We start from the raw sequence: 22,355 nt of genomic DNA, 5'->3' as shown, positions 1-22,355 counted from the left end.
CTCCCATGCGAGATCCGGTCCTCCTCGTCATCGCCCACGGCAGCCGCGACCCGCGGCACGCGGCGACCGTGCACGCCCTCGGGCGCCGTGTGCGGTCGCTGCGGCCAGGCATGCGCGTGGAGACCGGCTTCCTGGACTTCAACATCCCCTCGGTGACGGGTGTGCTGGAGTCCCTGGCGGCGGAAGGGGTACGCGATGTCGTCGCCCTCCCCCTGCTGCTGACCCGCGCGTTCCACGCGAAGGCGGACATCCCGGCGGTGCTCCGGGAGGCCCCGCCTCAGCTGCGGATCCACCAGGCGGAGGTGCTGGGCCCCTCCCCGCTGCTGACCGCCGCGCTGGAACGGCGGCTGTACGAGGCCGGGCTGACTCCGGCCGACAAGTCCTCGACCGGGGTCGTCCTGGCCTCGGCGGGATCCACAGACCCGGAGGCGATCGCAGTGATCGCTGAAATCGCGCGGGAGTGGCGGCACACCGGTTGGTGCGCCGTGCGGCCTGCGTTCGCCTCCGCATCCCTTCCGCGGACGGAGGACGCGGTACGGGAACTGCGCGCCCTCGGCTGCACCCGCGTCGCGGTCGCCCCGTACGTTCTCGCCCCCGGCTTCCTGCCGGACCGCATCGCACGGGGCGCGGCCGAGGCGGACGTACTGGCTGAAGTGCTGGGCCCGGCGCCTGAGGTGGCGCGGGTGGTGCTGGAGCGGTACGACGAGGCACGGGTGCCGGCGCTTGCGGCGCTGGGCGCCTGACGCGCTGCCTCAGTCGAAGCTCAGGCTCCCCGTGCGTGTCCGCTTCAGTTCGAAGAGGTCCGGGTGGCCGGCGAGGACGCGGAAGCTGTCGAAGATGCGGGCCGCCTCCGCTCCGCGCGGGATCGCCCTGAGCACTGGCCCGAACCACACCGTTCCATCGACGTGAATGGTGGGAGTCCCCACATAGCCGTCGGCCTTCGGGTCCTTGCCGGCATCGTGGCTGCGGCGCACAGCCTCGTCGTACGCCCGGTCGTGTGCCGCCTTGCCCAGCCCCGCGGGCAGCCCGAGCTCGGCCAGCGACTGCGCGATGACCTCGTCGAAGTCCTCCTTCTTCTGCACATGGATACGCGTGCCGAACGCCGTGTAGAGGTCTCGCAGCACCTCCTCGCCGTACCGCTCCGCTGCGGCGGCCGCGACCCGGACCGGGCCGATCGACCGGTCGACCAGGTCCTGGTACCAGTCCGGGAGTTCGTTGCCGATGTTGTGCAGATAGAGGCTCATGACGTGGAAGCGGAGGTCGAGATCGCGCTCACGCTCGACCTCCAGCAGCCAGCGGGAGGTGATCCAGGCGAAAGGGCAGGCAGGGTCGAAGTAGAAGTCGACACGGGTGGTGGGGGCAACCATCATGCCGATGACGCTACCGACCGAGTGGCCCCCGACTCTGGTCCACTTGTGCCGCCTTCTGTTGGGCCATTTGGCCCGGGACACAGGTCCTGTGCGCGAGGCCCCGGTCGCAGGTGGGTCAGCCCGTCTGCTGGCCGCCCGCGTCGAACGGCGTCGCCTGGTGGAAGTACAGCCGCCAGCTCCCGTCGGTGTACCGCCACAGGGAACTGCGGTGTGCCCGGCGGCCGTTGTAGTCGGTGTCGAAGGTGAGGTGGACGACGTCCGGGGCGAGCTGGACGCCTTTCATACGGGAGATGGTGAAGGGGCGTACGCGGGGCTCCGACTTCACGGTCAGCGCCTCCATGATCGAGGCCCGGTCCCAGTACCGGCCGGAGGCGCCGAACTCGGTGAACTCGGCGTGCAGCAGCGCACCGAGCCGCGTGGGCGAGCGGCGTACCTCGGAGTCGAGGAGGCTCAGTTCCCTCTCGATGGCGGCGTCGACGGCGGGGTTGCGCTCAGGCACCGGTCAACTCCACGAGTTTGGTGACGGTGTTCCAGTTCCGGCTGGTGGCGACGATGCCCTGCAGCCGTCCGGGGCGCGAGAGGGCGTCCGCGAGCTTGGAGCGGCCGAGGCCCTCTGGCGCGTAGAGGTAGAGAGCGCGTTCGCCGAGGCGGAACTCCTCCGGAAGGTAGGCGGCCGGGTCGATGTCCGCGAACCGTTCGGGGCCCACCTCCTCGGAGAAGTAGGTGACGTGCAGCTGCTTGGCCTCCAGGGACGCGGCGGGGAAGGGGCAGGCCTCGGCGACCCGGCGCAGATACGTTCCTTCACGCACCAGGCAGTCGACGGTGAAGCCGAACCGCTCCGCGATGGCCTTCTCCAGCGCGTCGGCGACCGCCTTCTCGTCGTCCGAGTCGCTGGTGAAGACGGCGTTGCCGCTCTGCAGATACGTACGTACGTCGCGGAGGCCGAGTTCCTCCATGACCGTGCGCAACTCCGTCATGGGAACCTTCTTGTTGCCGCCCACGTTGATCCCGCGCAGCAGCGCCGCATACCTGGTTGTCACCCACACACGATAATGCGGCCGCCGTGCCCCGTGGGGGTGGGCACGGCGGCCGCGGCACGAAGGCTTGGACCGACCTTCAAGTGGGGGTCGGCGTCGCACCCCCCACTTGCCGGTCGGTCTTACTCGACGATCTTGAGCAGCTTGTTCGGGGTGCCCTCGGTCGCGTTGGAGATCGCATCCGGGGTCGCACCGTCGGTCAGCGCGTTGGCGACCTCGTCCGGCGTGGCCTCGGGGTGGCCGGCGAGGTAGACGGCGGCGGCGCCCGCGACGTGCGGGGTCGCCATCGACGTACCGGAGATGGTGTTGGTGGCGTCGTCGCCGGTGTTCCAGTCGGAGGTGATCTCCGAGCCGGGTGCGTAGATGTCCACCGCGGAACCGTAGTTGGAGAAGGAGGACTGCTCGTCGGCCTCGGTGGAGGAGGCGACGGTGATGGCCTCGGGGACCCGGGCCGGGGAGCCCCCGCTCGCGTCGGTGGACTCGTTGCCGGCCGCCACGGCGAAGGCGACACCGGAGGCGATGGCCTTCTGCACGGCCGCGTCGAGCGCCTCGTCGACGCCTCCGCCGAGGCTCATGTTCGCGACGGACGGGCCCTGGTGGTTCGCGGTGACCCAGTCGATGCCCGCGACGACCTGCTCGGTGGTGCCGGAGCCCTGGTCGTCGAGGACGCGGACAGCGACGATCTTCGCCTTCTTGGCGACACCGTGGGCCTCGCCGGCGATGGTGCCCGCGACGTGCGTGCCGTGGCCGTTGCCATCGTCGGCGCTGTCGTCGTTGTCGATCGCGTCGAAGCCGGACGAGGCGCGGCCCCCGAAGTCCTGGTGGCTTATGCGGACACCGGTGTCGATGACGTACGCGGTGACCCCCTCGCCGGCGCTGTCCGGGTAGGTGTACGCACCGTCGCCCGCGGTCTCTGTCTGGTCGATGCGGTCCAGGCCCCAGGACGGCGGGTTCTCCTGGGTGGCGTCGATGTGGAACTTCTTGTTCTGGACGACCTTCGAGACGGCTGGATCGCCGGCCAGACGCTTGGCCTCGGTCTCGCTCAGACCGGAGGCGGAGAAGCCGTTGACCGCGGAGGAGTAGTTGCGCTTCAGGGTGCCGCCGTACTCCTGGGCGAGGTCCTGCTTCGCTCCTTTGCTCGTCTTCTCGTCGAGCATGACGATGTAGCTGCCTGCTACGGCGCCCTCGGCGTTCGCTCCGTAGACCTTGCCCTCGGCCGGGGCGGCGGCGCCCGCGAAGGAGCCGGCGAAGACGGACACGCCCACTGCGGTGGCAGCGGTGGCTATGGCGGCGGTCAGCTTCATCGAGCGTGTGCGCTTGTGAGTTGCCATGAAGAGGGGTCTCCTCGTGGTGTTTGTGGGGGGAAATGTGGGGGGTTGCCGGGCGAGGCCTCCGGTCGGCGCCGACACCTCGTCAGGTCGGTCGGCGCCCGCTTCGCCGTCGGCATTGCTGCATCAACGCCCGTAGATCCGGAAAATCTCCGGGTGTTGGCACGAAACCCTGACGGATTGACGCGGTCAGATCAAGACCTTCATACACCTGTGATCCGTTCAACAAGGCTTCGCAATAACAAATCGGCATGGGTACGGCAGACCGGACAGCCGGGGTAGGGCGCTCAGGGCGCCGGTACGGCGGTGAGGGCCCCGGCGAGGGTGCGGGGCCGTCGCGGTCATGCCGCCGTGGGGGCTTCGTACTCCTCGAAGGAGGCAAGGGTCCGGCTGAAATCGCGAGTAGAGAGCAGAAGCTTGTAGATGATGGCGAGTTCGAAGACGAGCAGCAGTGCGCCGGAAATGATGGTCGCCGGGATCACCGCGTCACAGAGCGGGCCGATGATGAAAACACCCATCTGGAACTCGATCCCGCTGATCAGGTGGGTGCGGATACGGTGACGCAGAAGGAAGGAGCGCAGCCGCAGATAGGCGGGGAAACGGTGCCGGAACTCCTGCTGGAGGTCGATCACCTGAGCCTTGGGCTGTTCGGGAATCCGGACGATTCCGGAAGGTGCAGTCACGGACTCCGCGCGCCGATCCTGCGCGTGCAATGACGCCAGGTCTTGCTCGACGTCGGGCTCCGGGTTGTGCCGCAGCAGGTCCTCCATGAAGGCGACGCCCGCCTCGTCCTCACTGCGCCGCGCCTGGCGTATGCGCGCCTTGATCTGCTTCCGCATGGTGTGCCGGGTCTTGAAGATCTCCAGCGAGTTGATGTAGCGCAGGGCGTCGAGGAAGACGACGGCCGCCGCCAGCCAGATGTAGCGCAGATCGCCGGTGCGCTCGTACTGGCCGGCCATCAGCGCGATGGCGCAGGCCATCACGCGGATGCGGTCGAAGATGTAGTCGAGCCAGGCGCCGAACACCGAGCCCTGGCCGGTGAGCCGGGCGACCTTGCCGTCCATGCAGTCGAGGACGAAGCTCAGGTGGTAGACGAGCGCCCCGGCGATAAGCCAGCGCCAGTCGCCCATCGCGAAACAGCCGGCGGCGCCGAGCCCCAGCAGCAGCGCACCCCAGGTGATCTGGTTCGGGGTGATGCTGGTGCGCAGCGCGATCTGTCGCACGAGCGGCGTGGCGACCGGGTCGACGAGCAGCACGGTCCACCACGCGTCCCGCTTCTTCTGGGTGATGCGGCGCACCTCGTGCAGTGGCGGAATCTCTGAGTGCATGGATCGGCCAACTTCCTGGCGTTCGACTGGAGTTGGTTTCACGTTAGGAAGCCGGTAAGAGAAGGAGCAAGAAGGTGCCTGTGCAACCTTTCTCGGGGGTAACGGGTCGAAAGAGCAGGCCGAGTCCATGGCGGTCGAGGGCCGGGCCTGCGTTATCCGAGCGTTACCGAATGACCCGACCGTTATCGAATGTGCGCTATCGCTTCACCACCGCCGTGCAACCAAAGCGGCGCACCTGTCGTACCAGGCGACGACCGCGGCCGGGGGGCGCACGAGAATGTTGGGCGCCGCGGTCCTTGTCTTCCGTCACCTTCTCGGCCGTGAACTCCGAGGTTGTGCGCTCGGTCATTCACACTTTGTCGCGCTCCCGACTGCCCCCTACGACAGGACGGTCACGGGTCGCATCTCCCCATGCCCCAACTGATTCAGGTCGGGGCGGAGAGGGGTGCGGTGACGAACACCCACGCCGAGCGTGCGCGATCGCGCACGTTGACCCCGGCGACGACATCGGCGGGGCCAGCGAGCCCGCACCGACGACAACAGAAGGTGTTCCGAGTGGGCCGGTTGGCGCGCTCGGTGTGCCCGCATCGCGGACAGCGCTGTGAGGTATAGGCCGCATCCACCTCCAGGAACGGCACCCCGGCCCGTTCGGCCTTGTACTTCAGATGCTGCCCGAGCTGGTGGAACGGCCAGGCGGACAGCGTGCCCCGCTGGTCGCGGCGAAGCCGTACCCGGTCCCGGATCCCGTCGAGTTCCTCGACGGCAATGCCGCGACCGGTGCGTTGCGCGACGGACACAATGTCCTTGCTGATCCGGTGGTTCACATCCTTGGCATGGCGCTGCTCCTTATTCGCGCGGCGGGCCAGGCGTCGGCTGGCGGACCGAGTCTGCTTGGCCTGCAGTTCGGCGCGTTTGCGGGCCTGCCAGCGCCGGTAACGGCCCAGGCGCCGCCCCTGATAATTGGTGCCATCGGAGGTGGTGGCCAGGTTCACGACGCCGCGGTCCACACCGACCCAGTCCGCTGGCTCATACACCTCGGGAGAAGGCACGTCGCACGTGGCGATCAGGAACCACTTCCCGTCCCGGTGCACCAGGTCCGACTCGCCCCTGCGGTACTCGGCCAGTGTCTTGAGCTGGTCGGGCGAACAGGCGAAACGGAGGTTCTTCATGCGGCCGTCGAGGGTCCAGATCGACACCGTCCGCGCATCCAGCTGCCACGACAGGCAGCGATCGTCAAACGGCTGCGCCGCTTCCGGCCGGAAGACCACAGGCTCGCCGACGGCCTTGCGGTAGCGCCGGGAGTTCGGCGGCCCGAGGTTTCCTGCCCCCAGGCTGGCCGCGAGCGCGGTGTAGGCGTCCACGACCTTCTTGACCACCCGCACCGCTGGCTGCGCCGATAATCCGAACGCCGCTTTCACGTCGGCATAGACGATCCTCTGCAGCCCGTTGCGGTCCTTCACACCGCGCTCGAACGCGACGCGGGAGGTGTAAGGTGGCGGCTCGGTTGCAGGCGCGCAAGGTGGCCTCCAGCGCCGAGGCCTGCTCGGGCCCCGGCAGGAGCTTGACCTCCACCACCAACTTCATGCCACCCGAGCGTAGATGCGACGACCGCACAATCACTCTGCTTTCCGGCCATCGCCCTCGACTGGGCGATCAGAGGGACTGGCGTTCGAGCCTCCATACCCGGGTCCGCCGACCTGCTCAGCGCTGATAGCGCGCCAGCACCAGATTCCCGTCCTCGACGAGCCGTTTGCGCAGCTCGTCCAGCCCGATCGCCCCGCTGTAGTACTCCTGGAACGCGGGGGTTGCCACCTTGTCCTTCCACTCGGGATAGCCACGGACCGACTGGGCGGGTGCCGAGCGGAGGTGCTCGGCGAGTGCCGTGCCGGTCGCCCAGTCGTACTTCTCGGTGTGCAGCGCCGGGTCGCTCAGCGCCTTCCTCCCCGTGGGCAGCATCCAGTCGCCCAGCGCCAGCCGCACCATGTTCTCCGGGCGGAGCAGGAAGTCGATGAACTCGGCCGCCTCCTTCTTGTGCGCGCTGTCCTCGGCGATCGACAGCGTCTGGGGGCTCACGCCTTGGGTGAGGCCGTCGGCGCCAGCGGGCGCGGGCAGTACCTGCCAGTCGAAGCCCTCGGGCGCCTGCTGCACGATCTGCTGACGGTAGGAGAACCCGAGCGGGACCATCGCGTACTTGCCGCCGAAGAAGCCCGGCAGCGTGTCGGATCCGCCCATGCCGAGCGTCGTGCCCGGAGCGCTCCGGTCGACGGCGACCTGGTCGTGGACCGTGCGCGGCACCACCTCGTCCGCTGCGTCGAAGCGGACCTCGACCTTGCCGTCATCGCCGCGGTGGAAGATCCGCCCGCCCGCCGACAGCGAGAGGTTGAGCGTCGCCGACACGGGTTCCTTCAGCGGCCAGGCGACTCCGTACTTGCCGTCGCCGCTCAGCTCCTTGGTGATCTGACGGAACTCCTCCCAGCTCCAGGGCTCCTCGGGGGTGGGTATGCGGACCCCGGATTCCTTCAGCCACTCGGCGTTGGCGATGAGGACGCGTGGCTCCTGCAGGAACGGCACGCCGTAGATGCCGTCGCCGAACGTCGCCGTCTCCCAGCTACGGTCCGGGATTTCCTCCTTCAGCCGCGCGGGCAGCAGCTCGCGCAGGTCGGCGAGATATCCGCCGTACGCGAAGTCGGCGAGGTCGTCGGAGGCGTCATGGATGATGTCCGGCGCCTCGCCGCCCTCGAAGGAGGTGAGCAGCTGGTCGTGGACGCTGTCCCAGCTGCCCTGGACGTACTCGACCCGCACGTCCGGGTGGGCGGCGTTCCACTCCTCCACCAGTTCCTTGTTGGCCTCGACGGACTCCTCCTGCCAGGCCAGCGACTGGAAGCGGAGCGTGATCCGGTCGGAGCCGGAGCCGGAGCCACCGCTGTCGCCCGTGCATCCCGTGAGCAGCAGTCCGAAGACCGCCGCGAGGGCCAGAAACATGCGGGTACGCATCAGCTCTTCACCGCCCCGGCGAGCATGCCGCCCGTGATCCGTTTCTGGATGAGGGCGAAGACGACGAGGGACGGGAGTGTCGCGAGGAAAGCGGCCGCGGCGAGCGGGCCGAGGTCGGCGACGCCCTCCGCACCGATGAAGTGGGTGAGGACGACCGGCAGGGTCTGTTTCTCCGGGGTCTTGAGCAGGACGAGCGCGAAGAAGAACTCGTTCCATGCGCTGATGAAGGCGAACAGCGCGGTGGCCACGAGGCCGGGCGCGAGCAGCGGAGCGATGACCGACACAAGCGTCCGGAGCTTCCCCGCGCCGTCGACGGCGGCGGCCTCCTCGAGCTCGGCCGGTACGGCGCGTACGTACCCGATGAGCATCCACAGCGCGAACGGCAGCGTCCAGACGACGTACACCATGATCAGTCCGGGCACGGAGTTGATCAGCCGCAGATTCTTCAGGACCAGGAACAGCGGGATGATCACCAGGACGAACGGGAACGCCTGGCTGACCACGACCCAGCCGGTTGCGGCCTTCGACAGCAGCGCCCGGCGGCGGGCCATGACATACGCCATGGGGGTCGCGATGACCACCGCGATCACTGCGGCCCCGAGGGCCGCGACCAGGGAGTTGAGTGCGGCGCCGAGCAGTGGCTGCTCGTCGAAGGCCTGCCGGAAGTTCGCAAGTGTCGGGTCCTTCGGGATCCAGGTCGGGTGCAGACTCCCGAGCTCCCGCGGCGGCTTGAAAGCCGTCGAGACCAGCCACAGGAAGGGGAAGGCGAGGAACACGAGATATGCGAGGAGTGCGACGTACTGTCCCGCGCGAGCGGGCCGACTGGTCCGGAACACGCTCACCGCTGGTCCCCTCCCCTCAGCCGGCCCACCAGATGGACGGCCAGCACGACCGAGATCACGGCGACCATCACACAGCCCATCGCGGCGGCATAACCGAACTGGCCGTAGCGGAAGGCCTCTTCATAGGCGAAGAGCATCGGCAGCCGCGTTCGGCCGCCGGGCCCACCACTGGTCAGCACGTAGACCAGCGCGAAGGAGTTGAAGTTCCAGATCAGGTTGAGCGCGGTGATGGCGAGCGCGACCGGCCGGAGGGCCGGCCAGGTGACCGTGCGGAAGCGGCGCCAGGCACCCGCGCCGTCCATGGCCGCCGCCTCGTGCAGCTCGCGCGGGGTGTTCTGCAGCCCGGCGAGCAGCACCACCGTGGTCTGCGGCATGCCCGCCCAGACGCCGACGACGATCACGGCGGGCAGCGCGGTCGCGAGGCTCGTGAGCCAGTCGCGTCCGTCACCGAGGCCGAGGTCGCGGAGGGTCTCGTTGAGGATGCCCGCGTCCGGGTTGTAGACGAGGCGCCACATGATGCCGACGACGACCTCGGGCATCGCCCAGGGGATGATCGCGAGCGCCCGCGCCAGCCAGCGCAGCCGGAGGTTCTGGTTGAGCAGCAGTGCGAGCCCGAGCGCCAGCAGGAACTGCGGGACGGTGACTCCGACCGCCCATAACAGTCCGATGCGGAACGAGTCCCAGAACAGCGTGTCGTGCAGCAGGTCGCGGAAGTTGAGCAGCCCGATCCACTGGGTGGGTGCGGTACGGCCCGACTGCGCGTCGGTGAAGGCGAGCGCGATGCCGTAGAGCAGGGGGCCGACGCTGAGCACCAGGATGGGCAGCAGCGCGGGCAGCACCAGGAACCAGGCGCCGTGGTCGGTCAGACGCCGGTCGCCGTCGGGTGCGGGCGGGCGCTTCGTTGACCGCGTCGTTGCGGTCGCCAAGGTCACGGCAGTCGGCTCCTTTGGGGCGGCTCGTCACGGTCCGAATGCGGTGCGGCTGCGGTCCGGCCGCCCAGGCGGCCCCCGTCATGGTGGGGGCGGACCCGGATGCCGTCAAGGCACTGCGCAGGCGCTTCCCGGCCCTTCTCACCGGTCTCTACCTGTGCAAATGCGAGACTGGCGGGCGTACGGCGTGATCGAGCGGAGGCGGATGATGGACGAGGCCCGGGCGCGGGACGTGCTGACGGCGGCGGGCGTGCTGCCGGATGCGGCGGCACGGGAGGCGGAGCTGCTTGCCCTGGGCGAGAACGCGGTGTTCGCGGCCGGTGACCTGGTGGTCAAGGTGGGCCGGAGCGCCGAACTCCTCGATCGCGCGCGGCGCGAGCTGCGCATCGCGGGCTGGCTCGCGGAGGCGGGCGTACCGGCAGTGCGGGCCGCCGAGGCCGATCCCCTCCTGGTCGACGGCCATCCGGTGACGCTGTGGCACCGCATCGCGGTGGCCCTGCGGCCCGCCGAGCCCCGCGATCTGGCCGAATTGCTACGAGTGGTGCACGCACTTCCCTCCCCCTCCTTCGAGTTCCCGCGCCGCGAGCTGCTCGGCGGCGTCGAGCGCTGGCTGCGGCTCGCGGGCGACGCGATCGACCCGGCCGACGCGGCGTATCTGCGCGAGCGCCGCGACGGCTTCGCGGCCGCCGCTGCCGCACTGAAGCCGCATCTGCCGCCCGGCCCTATCCACGGCGACGCGCTCCCCCGCAACGTCCATGTCGGCCCCGACGGCCCGGTCCTGGTGGACCTGGAGACGTTCTCCTCCGACCTACGCGAACACGACCTGGTGGTCATGGCGCTGACCCACGACCGCTACGGGCTGCCGGACGAGGCATACGGCGCCTTCACGGACGCGTACGGCTGGGACGTGCGCGAGTGGGAGGGCTGCCGCGTTCTGCGCGGTGCCCGCGAGACGGCGAGCTGCGCATGGGTCGCACAGCACGCCCCCACCAACCCCAAAGCCCTGGTCGAATTCCGCCGCCGGGTGGCGTCCTTGCGGGACGAGGACGAGACGGTGCGCTGGTATCCGTTCTGACGGCCGGCGCCCCGACGCGCTGCCCCTCAAACTGCCTCTTCCGCCAACTCCCGCACGGGCCAGACCCCGTCCACCACCGCCTCCGCGTTCCCCTGTTTCCGCAGGAAGCCCTGGAAGTCGGCGGCCCACTCCGCGTACCACTGGATCTGGCGGCGGTGGAGCTCCACCGGGCCCAGGCCGGCGATCTTCGGGTGGCGGTCGGCTATCGCGCAGGCGAGACGGGCCGCGGCCACGGCGTCCGCCGAGGCGTCATGCGCGGCGTCCAGCGCCACGCCGTACTCCGTGCAGACCGCTTCGAGGTTGCGCTTGCCGCGGCGGTAGCGGTCGACGGAGCGGTCGATCGTGTACGGGTCGATGACCGGGGCCGGATCGATACCGCCGAGGCGGTCGCGCAGCGACGGCAGCCCGTACCGCCGCAGCTCCGCCGAGAGCAGCGTCAGGTCGAAGGCCGCGTTGTACGCCACGACTGGCACGCCCGTCTGCCAGTACGAGACGAGGACGGCCGCTATCGCGTCGGCGACCTCGTCGGCCGGTCTGCCCTCGGCAGCTGCCCGTTCGCCGGTGATCCCGTGCACCGCCACCGCCTCCGCGGGGATCGGGACCCCGGGGTCGGCCAGCCACTCCCGGTGCCCCAGCAGCTCCCCACCCCTCAGCTCGATCACGGCTCCCGTGACGATGCGCGCCTCGCGCGGATCCGTCCCGGTCGTCTCCAGGTCGAAGCCGATCAGCAGCTCCCGGTGCCAGCCCATGCGGCCCCTCCTTCGTAGTGCTTTCCCCCAGTGACCATCACGATCGCATCCGCCACTGACAATCAGAGGGGCACGTTCCGCTTCCCGCCGCCGCAGAGCGCCGACAAGGACATCGCGAGGCCGTTCACCACAAGCTCAGGACACCGGCCTCAGTACACCAGCCTCAGGAAACCGGCCTCAGGAAACCGGCCTCACGACACCCACCTCACGACCCGACGTCAGGACACCGGTCGCGAATCAATCCAAGCCGCCTCGAACTCCTCGCGGTATGTCGTGAACAGACCGCTCTCACCCGTTTCGCCGGTATCACCCGCCTTGACCACCCGGCCCCCGCCGCGCAGCACCAGCACAGGCGCCTCCATCCCACGGGTCCTGCGCAGATACGACTGGACGACGGCGATGCCGTCCGAGCCGTCCCCGTCGACCAGGTACGCCGTGAAGCGGGGTGTCTCGTCGAAGACCTGGATCTCGAAGGCGCCGGGGTCGCGCAGCTTGGCGCGCACACGCCTCATGTGCAGGATGTTCATCTCGACCGACCGGCTCAACTCGCTCCGCTTGAGGCCGAGTTCGCGCTCGCGTCGCTTCACGGCGCTGGACGCCGGGTTGAGGAACAGCAGCCGCACCCGGCAGCCCGACTCGGCGAGGCGCACAAGGCGCCGGCCGGAGAAGTTCTGCACGAGCAGGTTCAGGCCGATGCCGATCGCGTCGAGGCGCCGGGCACCGCCGAAGATGTCCTCGGCCGGGAACTGCCGCAGCAGCCGCACCCGGTCCGAATGAACGGCGACCACGTCGGCGTACCGGTCGCCGACGAGGTCCTCGACGGCGTCCACGGGCAGCCGGCGCGCGGACGGCACGTCGGAGCCGGCCCCGAGTATGTCGAGCAGACGGGCGGAGGCGCGTTCCGCCTGGGCGAGGACCGTCCCGGACAGGGCGCGGTTGCGGGACACCACGTTCCGGGTGACCTCGAGCTCGTCCAGAGCGAGTTCGACATCGCGCCGGTCGTCGAAGTAGGGCTCGAAGCAGGGCCAGTGCTGGACCATCAGCTCGCGCAGCTGCGGGAGGGTCAGGAAGGACAGGATGTTGTCGTCCGCCGGGTCGAGCAAGTACCCCTTGCGGCGGCTGACTTCCCGTACGGCGACGGCACGCTGCACCCACTCCTGCCCGGCGGGACCGGCGGCCGCGACGACCCAGTCGTCGCCGTGGACGGGCTCGTAGATGGGACGCAGAACGGCGGCCACGACGGCGCGCAGCCGCTGCTCGACCAGGTTCAGCCAGATGTAGGCGCGACCGGCCCGCTGCGCGCGCGTACGCACCTCGCTCCAGGCGTCGGGGCCCCAGTCCAGTTCGGGTCCGATCTGAGATCCCATCTCCATCGGCCGCGCCAGGGACACCGCACCCGGTGGGGCGTCCATGGAGCTCCCCTCGTGACCACTGTCACCAGGGGGCAGCTCCAGCCCTCCCGAGCTCACCCGTGCACCGCCTTCCGCTCCCCCGAGCACTCCCCCGTTCAACGATCAAGGAAGGGTACTCCGGGAGCGGGTGGCGGTGCAGCCGGATGCACAGGGTCCTTTCTCAACTCCCCTCTTCCGGCTGGCCGTTCTCCCCTGCGAGGTCCGCGGGAGTGAGCGGATTCATAGCCGTCACATCGCGCGGGACCAGTGAAAAGCCCTGCCAGTGAACCGGCATGGGCTGCTGGTCCTCGTCCCTGGCGATGTGGTGGAAACCGATGTTGACCCACGTGACCGGATGCCTGAGCGCCTGGCCGTTCACCCATTTGTCGACACTGGTCGGCACGCCGTCCCTGCAGCCCGGGTTGTTGGACGCGTACTGCTCGCATTTCCTGTACTCGGTGAAGTACACGTCGTGCCGGGTGTAGGGACGTCCGGAGAACTTGTCGGTGTGGCCGGGCACGATCTCGTAACTGCGCGGGTGGCCGTCCTTGTTCCTGCCGGCCGTGCTGACGACGCGCCACCAGCGCATGGCCTTGGCGTCGCCCGCGAGTTCCTTGGTGACGGCCGTCCGGGTGGTCCTCGTCGTCGGCGTGCCGTTGCCGCGCGGCGCGGTCACCTTCGAGTCGTACTGCTCGACCTTGGCCTTGGGCGAGCCGTCGAGGCCGAAGTTGAGCCGCCAGAAGACGTTGTGGGCGTGGCTCTCGGCGTAGGCGCGGGCGCCCTTGCCGATGGGCCAGCCGCGGCCGTCGCCGCCGTTGTAGTCGAACGGCGAGAGGCTGCCGGTCGCGCCCACGTTGGAGGTGATCGTGCCGTCCGAGCCGAACCGCCACTCGGTGATGTACTCGTACCAGGACGCCTTGTTGACCGTGTACACGAGCAAGTCCTTGCCCTGGGCCTGCCAGACCTTGGTGCCCTCGTCGTTCGCGAGCCGGTAGGCGTGGCCACGCGCGCGTGTCGTGGTGCACAGGCCCTTCACATTGCCCGTGTCGGGGACCTTCACGGTCTTGATGGTGCCGCCGGGGCACTCACCCGGCTTCAGGTTCTGCAGCGCCTGCCCGAAGTCGGTTCCCGTGACGTCGTCGTACTCGCTCTCGCCGTCGTCGTAGGGGACGTGTATCTGGGCGAGGCGTGCGCTGGTGAGCACGGGTATGGGCCTGGGCTCGCCCTTGGGCTGGTAGCTGATCTTGTCCAGGACGAGTCCGGAGAGGGTGTTGTAGTGCCAGCACATACGCCAGGTGGTGCCGCCGTCGAGGGTCTGCTCGATGCGATAGGCGGCGCTGCAGCCGGGGGCGGCGGCCGGGGCCTCAGGTGCCCGGTCGGGCGCGGCGGAGGCGGGGCCTGCGGCGGTCACGGCGGTGCCGAGGAGCGCGGAGACCGCAAGGGCGAGGGCTGCTCGCTTGCGGGCGCGCGCGAGTCTGTTGACGGGCATGCGGAATGACTCCTTCGTGGAGGAGAAGATCGCGTACGGGAGAAGGGGCGTGAAGAAGCAGGCGGGCGGCGGGTCAGCCGAGGCGGCTGACCGTGCGGGCGCTGAGGTCGACGACCAGGGACCGGGTGTCTATCCACGGGCCGTTCCTGACCTTGGCGACCACCCGCAGGCACCGGTGCTCTCCGCAGTCGGCGAGGCCGGACGGCACCTGCCGGAAGGTCTCCTTGCGGAAGATCATGCCGCTCAGCTCCAGCTGGGCCGGGCCGCTCAGCTCCTTGTCCGTGGCATGCCGGTAGTCGTTCTTGAGGTCCGCGCCGAGCGGGTCGGCTATCAGCAGTTGTGCCGCCTCACGCAGCTCCTCCTGGCTGGGTGGCGGCTGCACACCATGCGCCACATCCGTCTGTTCGACCTTGCCTGTGGTGAGATTCACAGTCTTGGTGATCACGGCGTCGGTCTTGTAGTCGTAGAAGACGACGTCGGCGCGACGCTGGGGCGCCGTGTCGTCCGGCGCCGGCTCGCTGAGATTGGTGGACAGCCGCTGCGGGCCGCGGTCCCCGTCGACGTCGCGGGCATCGGACCGCAGCGCCCTGGTCTCGGCGATCCGCTCGGCCCGTTTCAGCTCGTCGTCGGTGAGCGGATCGCTGCCGACGCCCTGGTCAGCCTCGGTGGGCGCGGTCTCGACGATGCCCTCCGGGGGTACGGCGTCCTGCTGCGCGGCGCCCGCGGACGTGCGCCTGTCCGCCGGCTCCCCCGCGCCCGCCTCGCCCGGCAGCGTGACGGCGACCATCAGAGCGGTACCCGCCACTGCGATGGCCGCTCCTGCCACCACCTTGCCCAGATGGCGTCTTGCTAGTTCGCGCACATGTTCCCCCTATAGTCCCTGCTGTCTCTGCAGTCCCCTCAGTACGCATACCGGGTAGTCAGTACGCATACCGGGTATGTGGTCACCCTGTAGGACGGCATGAAGTCCTAGGAGGTTCACTCACTTTCAGGGAGACTCGGAGCCGAGTGGCCCCCCGTACCCGGGCCGGAAATGGAAGAGTCGTATCCATGCAGGTCTGGCCTGGACAGGCGTATCCCCTCGGCGCCACGTACGACGGCGCCGGTACGAACTTCGCGGTCTTCTCGGAGGCCGCGCACCGCATCGAGCTGTGTCTGCTGCACGACGACGGCTCGGAGACAGCCGTCGAGCTGCGCGAGAGCGACGCCTTCGTGCGGCACGCCTACCTGCCCGGGATCATGCCGGGGCAGCGCTACGGCTTCCGGGTGCACGGGCCGTACGCACCCGAGCGCGGCCAGCGGTGCAACTCGGCGAAGCTGCTCCTCGACCCCTACGCGCGCGCGGTCAGCGGCCGCATCGAGTGGGGCGAGGAGGTCTACGGCTACCACTTCGGCGAGCCCCACAAGCGCAACGACCTGGACTCGGCGCCGCACACGATGGCGTCCGTGGTGGTCAATCCGTACTTCGACTGGGGCGACGACCGGCTGCCGCGCACCGACTACCACCGGACGGTGATCTACGAGGCCCATGTGAAGGGCCTGACCATGATGCACCCGGCGCTGCCCGACGAGCTGCGGGGCACCTACGCGGCCCTGGCCCATCCGGCGATCCTTGAACACCTGACCGAGCTGGGCGTGACGGCCCTCGAGCTGATGCCGGTCCACCAGTTCGTGAACGATCACCGCCTGGTGGAGATGGGCCTGAACAACTACTGGGGCTACAACACCATCGGCTTCTTCGCACCGCACAACGCCTACGCCTCCTGGGGCGACCGCGGCCAGCAGGTGCTGGAGTTCAAGTCGGCGGTGCGCGCCCTGCACCAGGCCGGCATCGAGGTCATCCTGGATGTCGTCTACAACCACACGGCCGAGGGCAACCACCTGGGCCCGACGCTGTCCTTCCGGGGCCTGGACAACGCGTCGTACTACCGTCTGGCGGACGATCCCCGCTACTACATGGACACTACAGGGACCGGAAACTCCCTGCTCATGCGGTCGCCGCACGTGCTGCAGCTGATCATGGACTCGCTGCGGTACTGGGTCACCGAGATGCATGTGGACGGCTTCCGGTTCGATCTCGCGGCGACGCTGGCGAGGCAGTTCCACGAGGTGGACCGGCTGTCGTCGTTCTTCGACCTCGTGCAGCAGGACCCGGTGGTGTCGCAGGTGAAGCTGATCGCGGAACCCTGGGACGTCGGCGAGGGCGGCTACCAGGTGGGGAACTTCCCGCCGCTGTGGACCGAGTGGAACGGCAAGTACCGCGACACGGTGCGCGACATGTGGCGCGGCGAGCCACGGACACTCGCCGAGTTCGCCTCCCGGCTGACCGGTTCGTCCGATCTGTACCAGGACGACGGGCGCCGCCCGCTCGCCTCGATCAACTTCGTGACCTGCCACGACGGCTTCACGATGCACGATCTCGTGTCGTACAACGAGAAGCACAACCAGGCCAACGGCGAGGACAACCGCGACGGCGAGAGCCACAACCGGTCCTGGAACTGCGGAGCGGAGGGCGAGACCGACGACCCCGAGGTGCTGGAGTTGCGCCTGCGCCAGATGCGCAACTTCATCGCCACGCTGATGCTCTCCCAGGGCGTACCGATGCTCAGCCACGGCGACGAGTTCGCCCGCACCCAGCGCGGCAACAACAACGCGTACTGCCAGGACAGCGAGCTGTCGTGGGTGCACTGGCCGGAGGACGGAGAGGGGGACCTGCTGGCCTTCACGCGCGCGATGGTGTGGCTGCGGCGCGACCACCCGGTCTTCCGCCGCCGCCGGTTCTTCCACGGGCGGCCCGTCCAGGGCACCCACGACGAGCTGTCCGACATCGCCTGGTTCACGCCCGAGGGCGAGGAGATGACGCAGCGCGACTGGAGCGCGTCCCAGGCCCGGGCCCTGACGGTGTTCCTCAACGGCAACGCGATCTCCGAGCCCGGCCCGCGCGGCGAGCGCATCGCGGACGACTCGTTCCTCCTGATGTTCAACGCGTCCCCCGAGGAGCTGGAGTTCGTGGTGCCCGTAAACCACGGGCGGCAGTGGGAGGTCGTCGTGGACACGGCACGGGCGGACGGGGTGCCGCCGGGCACGGGGGTGAAGGTCCAGGCGGGCGACCGGCTGACGCTGGTGGACAGGAGCCTGGTGGTTCTGCAGCGGCCTGCGTAAGGGGCGCCGCGCTGGTCCCGTTGTGGGCAGGCGTTCCGCAGGGCTGGGGGCACCTCCCACGCCCTTAAGGCAGTGGGGGAGGGTGGGCACAGCCCACGACGTACGGTGCGTCGCGTACGGCCTGTGCCACACGAACGCGCCACGGACGGTACGTACCGCCCACCGGGCGGGTACGTACGTTCCCATGACGCCTCAGCCGATCCCCGCGCCGCCCACCGCCACGTACCGGCTCCAGCTCCAGCCCGCGTTCCCGTTCGCCGCGGCCGAGGCGGCCGTGCCGTATCTCGCCGCCCTCGGCGTCTCACACCTGCACCTGTCGCCGGTCCTCGAGGCCGTCCCCGGCTCGCTGCACGGTTACGACGTCGTGGACCACGCGCGCGTGCGCGACGAGCTGGGCGGCGAGGAGGGGCTGCGCGCGCTGGCGCGCACCGCGCGGGAGCACGGGCTCGGCCTGATCGTGGACATCGTGCCGAACCACATGGCGGCGGTACCGCGGTTCAACCGCGCGCTGTGGGAGGTGCTGCGCGACGGTCCGCAGTCGCCGTACGCACGCTGGTTCGACATCGACTGGGAGGCGGGGGGCGGCCAGGTGCTGATGCCGGTCCTGGGCCACCGGATCGGCGAGGTATGGGACCAGCTGAAGGTCGACGGCGACGTGCTCCGCTACCACGAGCACGCGTTCCCGCTGCGCGAGGGCACCGCGAAGCTGCCGCTGCCGCAGCTCCTCGATGCGCAGTGGTACCGGCTCGGATGGTGGCGGCTGGCCCGCACCGAGCTCAACTACCGGCGGTTCTTCACCATTTCGGATCTCATCGGGGTGCGCGTCGAGGACCCGGAGGTGTTCGCCGCCACGCACGGGAAGATCCTGCAACTGCTGCGCGAGGGCGTCCTGGAGGGGCTGCGCATCGACCATCCGGACGGGCTCGCGGACCCTGGCCCGTACCTCCAGCGGCTGCACGAGGCGACCGGCGGGCGCTGGACGGTCGTGGAGAAGATCCTTAACGACGGCGAGCAGCTGCCCGCCGCCTGGCCCGTGGCCGGCACCACCGGCTATGACGCGCTGCGGCACATCGACGGGCTGTTCACGGATCCGGCGGGCGCGGGCGAACTCCTCGGCCAGTACCGCCGCTTCGCCGCCCCGCCCGCCGACCGGGGCGGCGACTGGGCGGCCACGGTGCGGCGCGCCGCGTACAAGGTGGTCACCCGCGAGCTGGCCACCGAGGTCGACCGCCTCACGCGCGTGGGGAGCCTCATCTGCACCTCGGACCCCGCACTGCGCGACCACGCGCCCTGGGCGCTGCGCACCGCGATCCGCGAACTGCTCGTCCGCCTGCACGTCTACCGGCCGTACGTCAACGGGGGCAGCGAGTTCGTCCTGAGCGAGGAGGCCGCCGCGGAGGCGAGGGCGGTTTTCGCGGTGCCCGAGGAGGCGGGGGCCGTCGACGTCGTCCGGAACCTGGTGATCGGCCGGCTCGGCCACGGCCCCGACCAGGTCGCGTTCGCCACACGGTTCGGCCAGATCGCGTCGGCGCTGCACGCCAAGTCGGTCGAGGACACGGCGTTCTACCGCTATGTGCCGCTGATGTCGGCGACCGAGGTGGGCGGGAATCCGGGCAGTCCGGCCGTCTCGCCGGAGCTCTTCCACGCGTACTGCGCGCGCGTGCAGCGCGACTGGCCGCTCACCGGGACCGTCCTGTCCACGCACGACACGAAGCGCAGCGCCGACGTACGGGCCGGTATCGCCGTTCTCACCGAGTGCCCCGACCGGTGGGCGGGCCTGCTGGCCGAGGTGACCGAGCAGACCGCGCGCGCGGACGCGCCGGCTGCGCCCGACCTCCAGGTGGCCTGGGCGGCCTGGCAGACGGCGGTCGGCTTCGGGCGTGGCGTGCCGGAGGACCCGTCCGGTGGGCCTGGCGACCGGCTGCGGGAGGCGATGCTGAAGCATGTGCGCGAGGCGGGGCTGCACACCAGCTGGACCGAGCAGAACCCGGCGTACGAGGAGGCCGTTGCGCGGTTCGTGGAGGCCGGGCCGGGCGGGCCGCCGCTGCACACCGTCGAGGAGTTCGCGGGCGCCCTGCGTCGCCATCTGCGCGCCAACGTCCTCGGGGCGGCGCTGCTGCATCTGACGATGCCGGGGGTGCCCGACGTGTACCAGGGCACGGAGAGCGAGTACCTGGCGCTGGTCGACCCGGACAACCGGCGGCCGCCGCGGTTCCGGCCCGAGTTGCTGCGGCGCCTGGACGCGAGGCACGGTGGCGGGGACTTTCCAGGAGCTTTGGACGTCCGGGGGCTGCCGGAGGTCTCGGGGCTGCCCGAGGTCCCGGGACTGCCAGAGGTCCCGGGACTGCCAGAGGTCCCGGGACAGCCGGAGGTCTCGGAGCTGCCGGAGGTCTCGGAGCTGCCGGAGGTCTCGGGTGCTTCTGAGGTCGCCGCCGGTGCTGCGGGGGTCCCGGGTGCTTCTGAGGTCGCCGCCGGTGCTGCGCGGGTCCCGGGTGCTCCGGGCGTCTCCGATGCTCAGGACCTCTCCGGGCCTCCCGACCTCTCCGCCGAGAAGCTGGCGCTCACCGCGACCGCACTGCGACTAAGAAGGCGCCGCCCGGAGCTCTTCGGCGACGCGGCGACGTACGAGCCGCTGGACGCCCAGGGGCCCGGTGCCGCGCACTGCGTCGCGTTCGTACGGTCCGGCGAGGTGATCTGTGCCGTGACGCGGCTGTCGCTGCGGCTGGCCGATGCCGGGGGCTGGCGGGACACGCAGCTGCCGCTGCCGGAGGGACGGTGGTCCGACCTGCTCTCGCCGGGGCGGAGCTTCGCGGGGCACGCGCGCGTGGCGGAGCTGTTCACCGAACTGCCGGTGGCTCTTCTGGTGCGGACCGAGCCGGGAACCGGCGGCGACGGACTGTAGTCCGCCGGACGGGCGGGTACCGGTTGCGGCCTTATTGACAGCCGCTCCACGGCATGGGGTACTGCGGATGCGCACAACGGGGGCGCGACGGCCGGCGGCCGGGGGAACCTGGTTCCCTTCGCCCGGCGGTTGTTCGGCTAGGCCAGCGGGAGGAGCCGAGGTGCGTGAGCGGCAGACGCCCTCGTAGGGCCCGGTCAGCCGGGGATGCCGATTCCGGACCGGTCGTCGAGGGCCGGGCGCAGGAGGGCGACGGCAGTCCGCCCCCTCCGCCCTGTGGTGCCGAACGGGTCGTCAGCGAGTCCACAACGGCTCCGGATGCGCGCCGAGCGCATGTCCTCACGCCAGTGGCTGCTCGGCGAGGAGGAGCGGTGACCCACCCCATGGAGACCCACCCGATAGACCAGCGCTATCCCAGCGTGACGGAACTCACCTGGGCAGCCAGGGAGTTGGCGGCTCACCGGCCTGATCTGTGCGAGCTGCGGCAGGTCGGCACTTCACGCGCGGGCAGACCCCTGCATCTGCTGTCCGTCGGCCGGGCCTCCCGGGCGGTCCTGGTCGTCGCGGGCGCCCATGCCAACGAGCCGACGGGCGGCTCGACGCTGCTGTACCTCGCCGAACGGGCGCTGCACGACCGGGGATTGCGCACGGATGTCTCCTGGCACTTCCTGCTGTGCGCCGATCCGGACGGCGCCAGCCTCCACCGCACCCCGGCGCCTCGCTCACTGCTCGACTACCACCGGAACTTCTTCCGTCCCGCGGGCCCCGAGCAGCCCGAGTGGTCCCCGTCCGTGCTGCCTCCCGACCGGCTGCCGCCCGAGACGCTGGCCCTCACCGGCGTCATCGACGAACTGCGGCCCTACCTCCAGGTGTCGCTGCACAGCACGGATCTTGGCGGCACCTGGGTGCAGCTGACGAAGGACATCCCGGGGCTCGCCGAGCCGTTCGCCAAGTCGGCGGCGGAGCTGCACATTCCGGTCGAGACGGGGGCGTCCGACGCCGCGGGCTGGCCGGCCTCCGGCCCTGGCGTCCATGTGATGCCGGCCGCGGATTCGGACGTGGCTTTCCCGAGCCTGCCCGACGACGCGCGGCACAGCACCTGGCACCACGCCCACCGGTACGGCGGTCTGACGGCGATCGTCGAGGTGCCCATGTGGGCGAGCGATCTGGTCGGTGACCCGGCGCCGCATCCCGCGCCGGCCGAGGCCATGCGGCGGCTGTCCGGGCGGCTGCGCCGGGACACGCTCCTGGTCGAGGAGATCCTCGCCGAGGCCCTGCCGCGCCTGGCGGGGGCCGAGGGGCCCCTGCTGCGCGCGGCCAGATGGGCGCTCGAGCTGGTCCCCGGGCTCGCCGACGACTGGCGCCGGCCGCCGCCCCAGGACGCCACGATGGCGTACGTCGACAGCATCGACGCGTTCGGCCGCCGGCTGCCGCTGCGCGCCGCCGCGATGCTGCTCCGGGTGCTGCGAGAGAGCGACGACCGGGCCGCGCCGCGGCTCAACCAGCTCGTGACGCACTGGTGCGCCGTCTTCGCGGCGCGGTTCCGGGCCCGCTGGGTGCCGCTGGACCACCAGGTCGAGCACCAGGCCCGTACGGTGGTCGAGGCGATGCGGCAGGCGCTCGCGGTCACCGGCTGACTGCACGATCGGCGGGTTGCCTGCAACGCGACTGCACGTCTCGCCGATTGCCTGCACACGCGCGTGGACGCCTGTTCCCGGGCTCGCGCGGGCCTCGAGCGGCGGATACGCAGGCGAAGAGGCCG

Annotated in this window: 18 protein-coding genes; 5 read left to right on the top strand and 13 right to left on the bottom strand. The window is 70.2% G+C overall.

Translation table 11 applies throughout. From position 1 onward, the window contains the following. Positions 1–5 precede the first annotated feature (5 nt). Positions 6–743: a sirohydrochlorin chelatase gene (locus H1D24_RS18435; RefSeq protein ID WP_181658695.1), complete on the top strand. Its 738-nt coding sequence runs from the start codon at positions 6–8 to the stop codon at positions 741–743. Positions 744–752: 9 nt separating this feature from the next. On the opposite strand, the gene H1D24_RS18430 is transcribed toward H1D24_RS18435, so the two are convergent. The 9 genes from H1D24_RS18430 to H1D24_RS18390 all read right to left on the bottom strand — a co-directional run bounded on the left by H1D24_RS18430 (position 753) and on the right by H1D24_RS18390 (position 9,831). Further along, positions 753–1,370, bottom strand: coding sequence for a mycothiol-dependent nitroreductase Rv2466c family protein (locus H1D24_RS18430; RefSeq protein ID WP_181658694.1), 618 nt, complete (start codon positions 1,368–1,370; stop codon positions 753–755). Between the two features lie 115 nt (positions 1,371–1,485). Continuing rightward, positions 1,486–1,869, bottom strand: coding sequence for a nuclear transport factor 2 family protein (locus H1D24_RS18425; protein ID WP_181658693.1), 384 nt, complete (start codon positions 1,867–1,869; stop codon positions 1,486–1,488). Beyond that, positions 1,862–2,410 (bottom strand): DUF1697 domain-containing protein, encoded by a 549-nt coding sequence (locus H1D24_RS18420; protein ID WP_181658692.1) that lies wholly within the window; start codon positions 2,408–2,410, stop codon positions 1,862–1,864. Before H1D24_RS18420 ends, H1D24_RS18425 begins: the two co-directional genes overlap by 8 nt. 119 nt (positions 2,411–2,529) lie before the next feature. Further along, positions 2,530–3,738 carry a S8 family peptidase gene (locus tag H1D24_RS18415; protein ID WP_181658691.1) on the bottom strand — a complete coding sequence of 403 codons (1,209 nt, stop codon included), beginning with the start codon at positions 3,736–3,738 and terminating at the stop codon, positions 2,530–2,532. A 338-nt stretch (positions 3,739–4,076) separates the two neighbouring features. Then, positions 4,077–5,063 carry a CDP-alcohol phosphatidyltransferase family protein gene (locus H1D24_RS18410; protein ID WP_181658690.1) on the bottom strand — a complete coding sequence of 329 codons (987 nt, stop codon included), beginning with the start codon at positions 5,061–5,063 and terminating at the stop codon, positions 4,077–4,079. A gap of 425 nt (positions 5,064–5,488) precedes the next feature. Next, the gene (locus tag H1D24_RS18405) at positions 5,489–6,523 is read right to left on the bottom strand and encodes an RNA-guided endonuclease InsQ/TnpB family protein (protein ID WP_309484368.1); all 1,035 of its coding nucleotides are present in this window, start codon (positions 6,521–6,523) and stop codon (positions 5,489–5,491) included. Between the two features lie 241 nt (positions 6,524–6,764). Further along, positions 6,765–8,057 (bottom strand): ABC transporter substrate-binding protein, encoded by a 1,293-nt coding sequence (locus H1D24_RS18400; protein ID WP_181658689.1) that lies wholly within the window; start codon positions 8,055–8,057, stop codon positions 6,765–6,767. Next, the gene (locus H1D24_RS18395; protein ID WP_181658688.1) at positions 8,057–8,899 is read right to left on the bottom strand and encodes a carbohydrate ABC transporter permease; all 843 of its coding nucleotides are present in this window, start codon (positions 8,897–8,899) and stop codon (positions 8,057–8,059) included. The genes H1D24_RS18400 and H1D24_RS18395 overlap by 1 nt, the downstream gene beginning before the upstream one ends. Beyond that, on the bottom strand, positions 8,896–9,831 hold the full coding sequence (locus tag H1D24_RS18390) for a carbohydrate ABC transporter permease (RefSeq protein WP_181658687.1): 936 nt from the start codon (positions 9,829–9,831) through the stop codon (positions 8,896–8,898). Before H1D24_RS18390 ends, H1D24_RS18395 begins: the two co-directional genes overlap by 4 nt. Positions 9,832–10,036: 205 nt before the next feature. Between H1D24_RS18390 and H1D24_RS18385 the strand changes: the two genes are divergently transcribed. Then, complete coding sequence (locus tag H1D24_RS18385) at positions 10,037–10,903, top strand: aminoglycoside phosphotransferase family protein (RefSeq protein WP_181658755.1); 867 nt, start codon at positions 10,037–10,039, stop codon at positions 10,901–10,903. 26 nt (positions 10,904–10,929) lie between these two features. Here the strand turns inward: H1D24_RS18385 and H1D24_RS18380 are convergent, their stop codons facing one another. From H1D24_RS18380 to H1D24_RS18365, 4 genes are all read right to left on the bottom strand, one after another. Beyond that, entirely contained in the window at positions 10,930–11,652 is a 723-nt protein-coding gene (locus H1D24_RS18380) for a 3'-5' exonuclease (RefSeq protein WP_181658686.1), read from the bottom strand. Between the two features lie 218 nt (positions 11,653–11,870). Next, the gene (locus tag H1D24_RS18375) at positions 11,871–13,121 is read right to left on the bottom strand and encodes a DUF5919 domain-containing protein (protein WP_181658685.1); all 1,251 of its coding nucleotides are present in this window, start codon (positions 13,119–13,121) and stop codon (positions 11,871–11,873) included. A gap of 103 nt (positions 13,122–13,224) precedes the next feature. Next, positions 13,225–14,532 carry a copper amine oxidase gene (locus H1D24_RS18370; protein ID WP_181658684.1) on the bottom strand — a complete coding sequence of 436 codons (1,308 nt, stop codon included), beginning with the start codon at positions 14,530–14,532 and terminating at the stop codon, positions 13,225–13,227. A gap of 73 nt (positions 14,533–14,605) precedes the next feature. Further along, positions 14,606–15,337, bottom strand: coding sequence for a Tat pathway signal sequence domain protein (locus tag H1D24_RS18365; RefSeq protein WP_309484367.1), 732 nt, complete (start codon positions 15,335–15,337; stop codon positions 14,606–14,608). A gap of 245 nt (positions 15,338–15,582) precedes the next feature. Here H1D24_RS18365 and glgX point away from each other — a divergent pair, with 245 nt between their 5' ends. From glgX to H1D24_RS18350, 3 genes are all read left to right on the top strand, one after another. Continuing rightward, the gene (gene glgX, locus H1D24_RS18360; protein ID WP_181658682.1) at positions 15,583–17,694 is read left to right on the top strand and encodes a glycogen debranching protein GlgX; all 2,112 of its coding nucleotides are present in this window, start codon (positions 15,583–15,585) and stop codon (positions 17,692–17,694) included. 184 nt (positions 17,695–17,878) lie between these two features. After that, positions 17,879–20,596 (top strand): malto-oligosyltrehalose synthase, encoded by a 2,718-nt coding sequence (treY, locus tag H1D24_RS18355; RefSeq protein ID WP_181658681.1) that lies wholly within the window; start codon positions 17,879–17,881, stop codon positions 20,594–20,596. A gap of 380 nt (positions 20,597–20,976) precedes the next feature. Further along, entirely contained in the window at positions 20,977–22,230 is a 1,254-nt protein-coding gene (locus H1D24_RS18350) for a M14 family zinc carboxypeptidase (RefSeq protein WP_181658754.1), read from the top strand. Positions 22,231–22,355: the final 125 nt, after the last annotated feature.

This window comes from Streptomyces himalayensis subsp. himalayensis (assembly GCF_013778455.1).
In the GTDB taxonomy this organism is placed as follows: domain Bacteria; phylum Actinomycetota; class Actinomycetes; order Streptomycetales; family Streptomycetaceae; genus Streptomyces; species Streptomyces himalayensis.
This window is presented reverse-complemented; position numbering and strand designations above follow the sequence as displayed.

Excerpts from the sequence above, each read along its gene's own strand:
- H1D24_RS18435 (WP_181658695.1), top strand. The coding sequence starts at position 6 with ATGCGAGATCCGGTCCTCCTCGTCATCGCCCACGGCAGCCGCGACCCG.
- H1D24_RS18430 (WP_181658694.1), bottom strand. The coding sequence starts at position 1,370 with ATGATGGTTGCCCCCACCACCCGTGTCGACTTCTACTTCGACCCTGCC.
- H1D24_RS18415 (WP_181658691.1), bottom strand. The coding sequence starts at position 3,738 with ATGGCAACTCACAAGCGCACACGCTCGATGAAGCTGACCGCCGCCATA.
- H1D24_RS18410 (WP_181658690.1), bottom strand. The coding sequence starts at position 5,063 with ATGCACTCAGAGATTCCGCCACTGCACGAGGTGCGCCGCATCACCCAG.
- H1D24_RS18400 (WP_181658689.1), bottom strand. The coding sequence starts at position 8,057 with ATGCGTACCCGCATGTTTCTGGCCCTCGCGGCGGTCTTCGGACTGCTG.
- H1D24_RS18385 (WP_181658755.1), top strand. The coding sequence starts at position 10,037 with ATGGACGAGGCCCGGGCGCGGGACGTGCTGACGGCGGCGGGCGTGCTG.
- H1D24_RS18380 (WP_181658686.1), bottom strand. The coding sequence starts at position 11,652 with ATGGGCTGGCACCGGGAGCTGCTGATCGGCTTCGACCTGGAGACGACC.
- H1D24_RS18370 (WP_181658684.1), bottom strand. The coding sequence starts at position 14,532 with ATGCCCGTCAACAGACTCGCGCGCGCCCGCAAGCGAGCAGCCCTCGCC.
- glgX (WP_181658682.1), top strand. The coding sequence starts at position 15,583 with ATGCAGGTCTGGCCTGGACAGGCGTATCCCCTCGGCGCCACGTACGAC.
- treY (WP_181658681.1), top strand. The coding sequence starts at position 17,879 with ATGACGCCTCAGCCGATCCCCGCGCCGCCCACCGCCACGTACCGGCTC.
- H1D24_RS18350 (WP_181658754.1), top strand. The coding sequence starts at position 20,977 with ATGGAGACCCACCCGATAGACCAGCGCTATCCCAGCGTGACGGAACTC.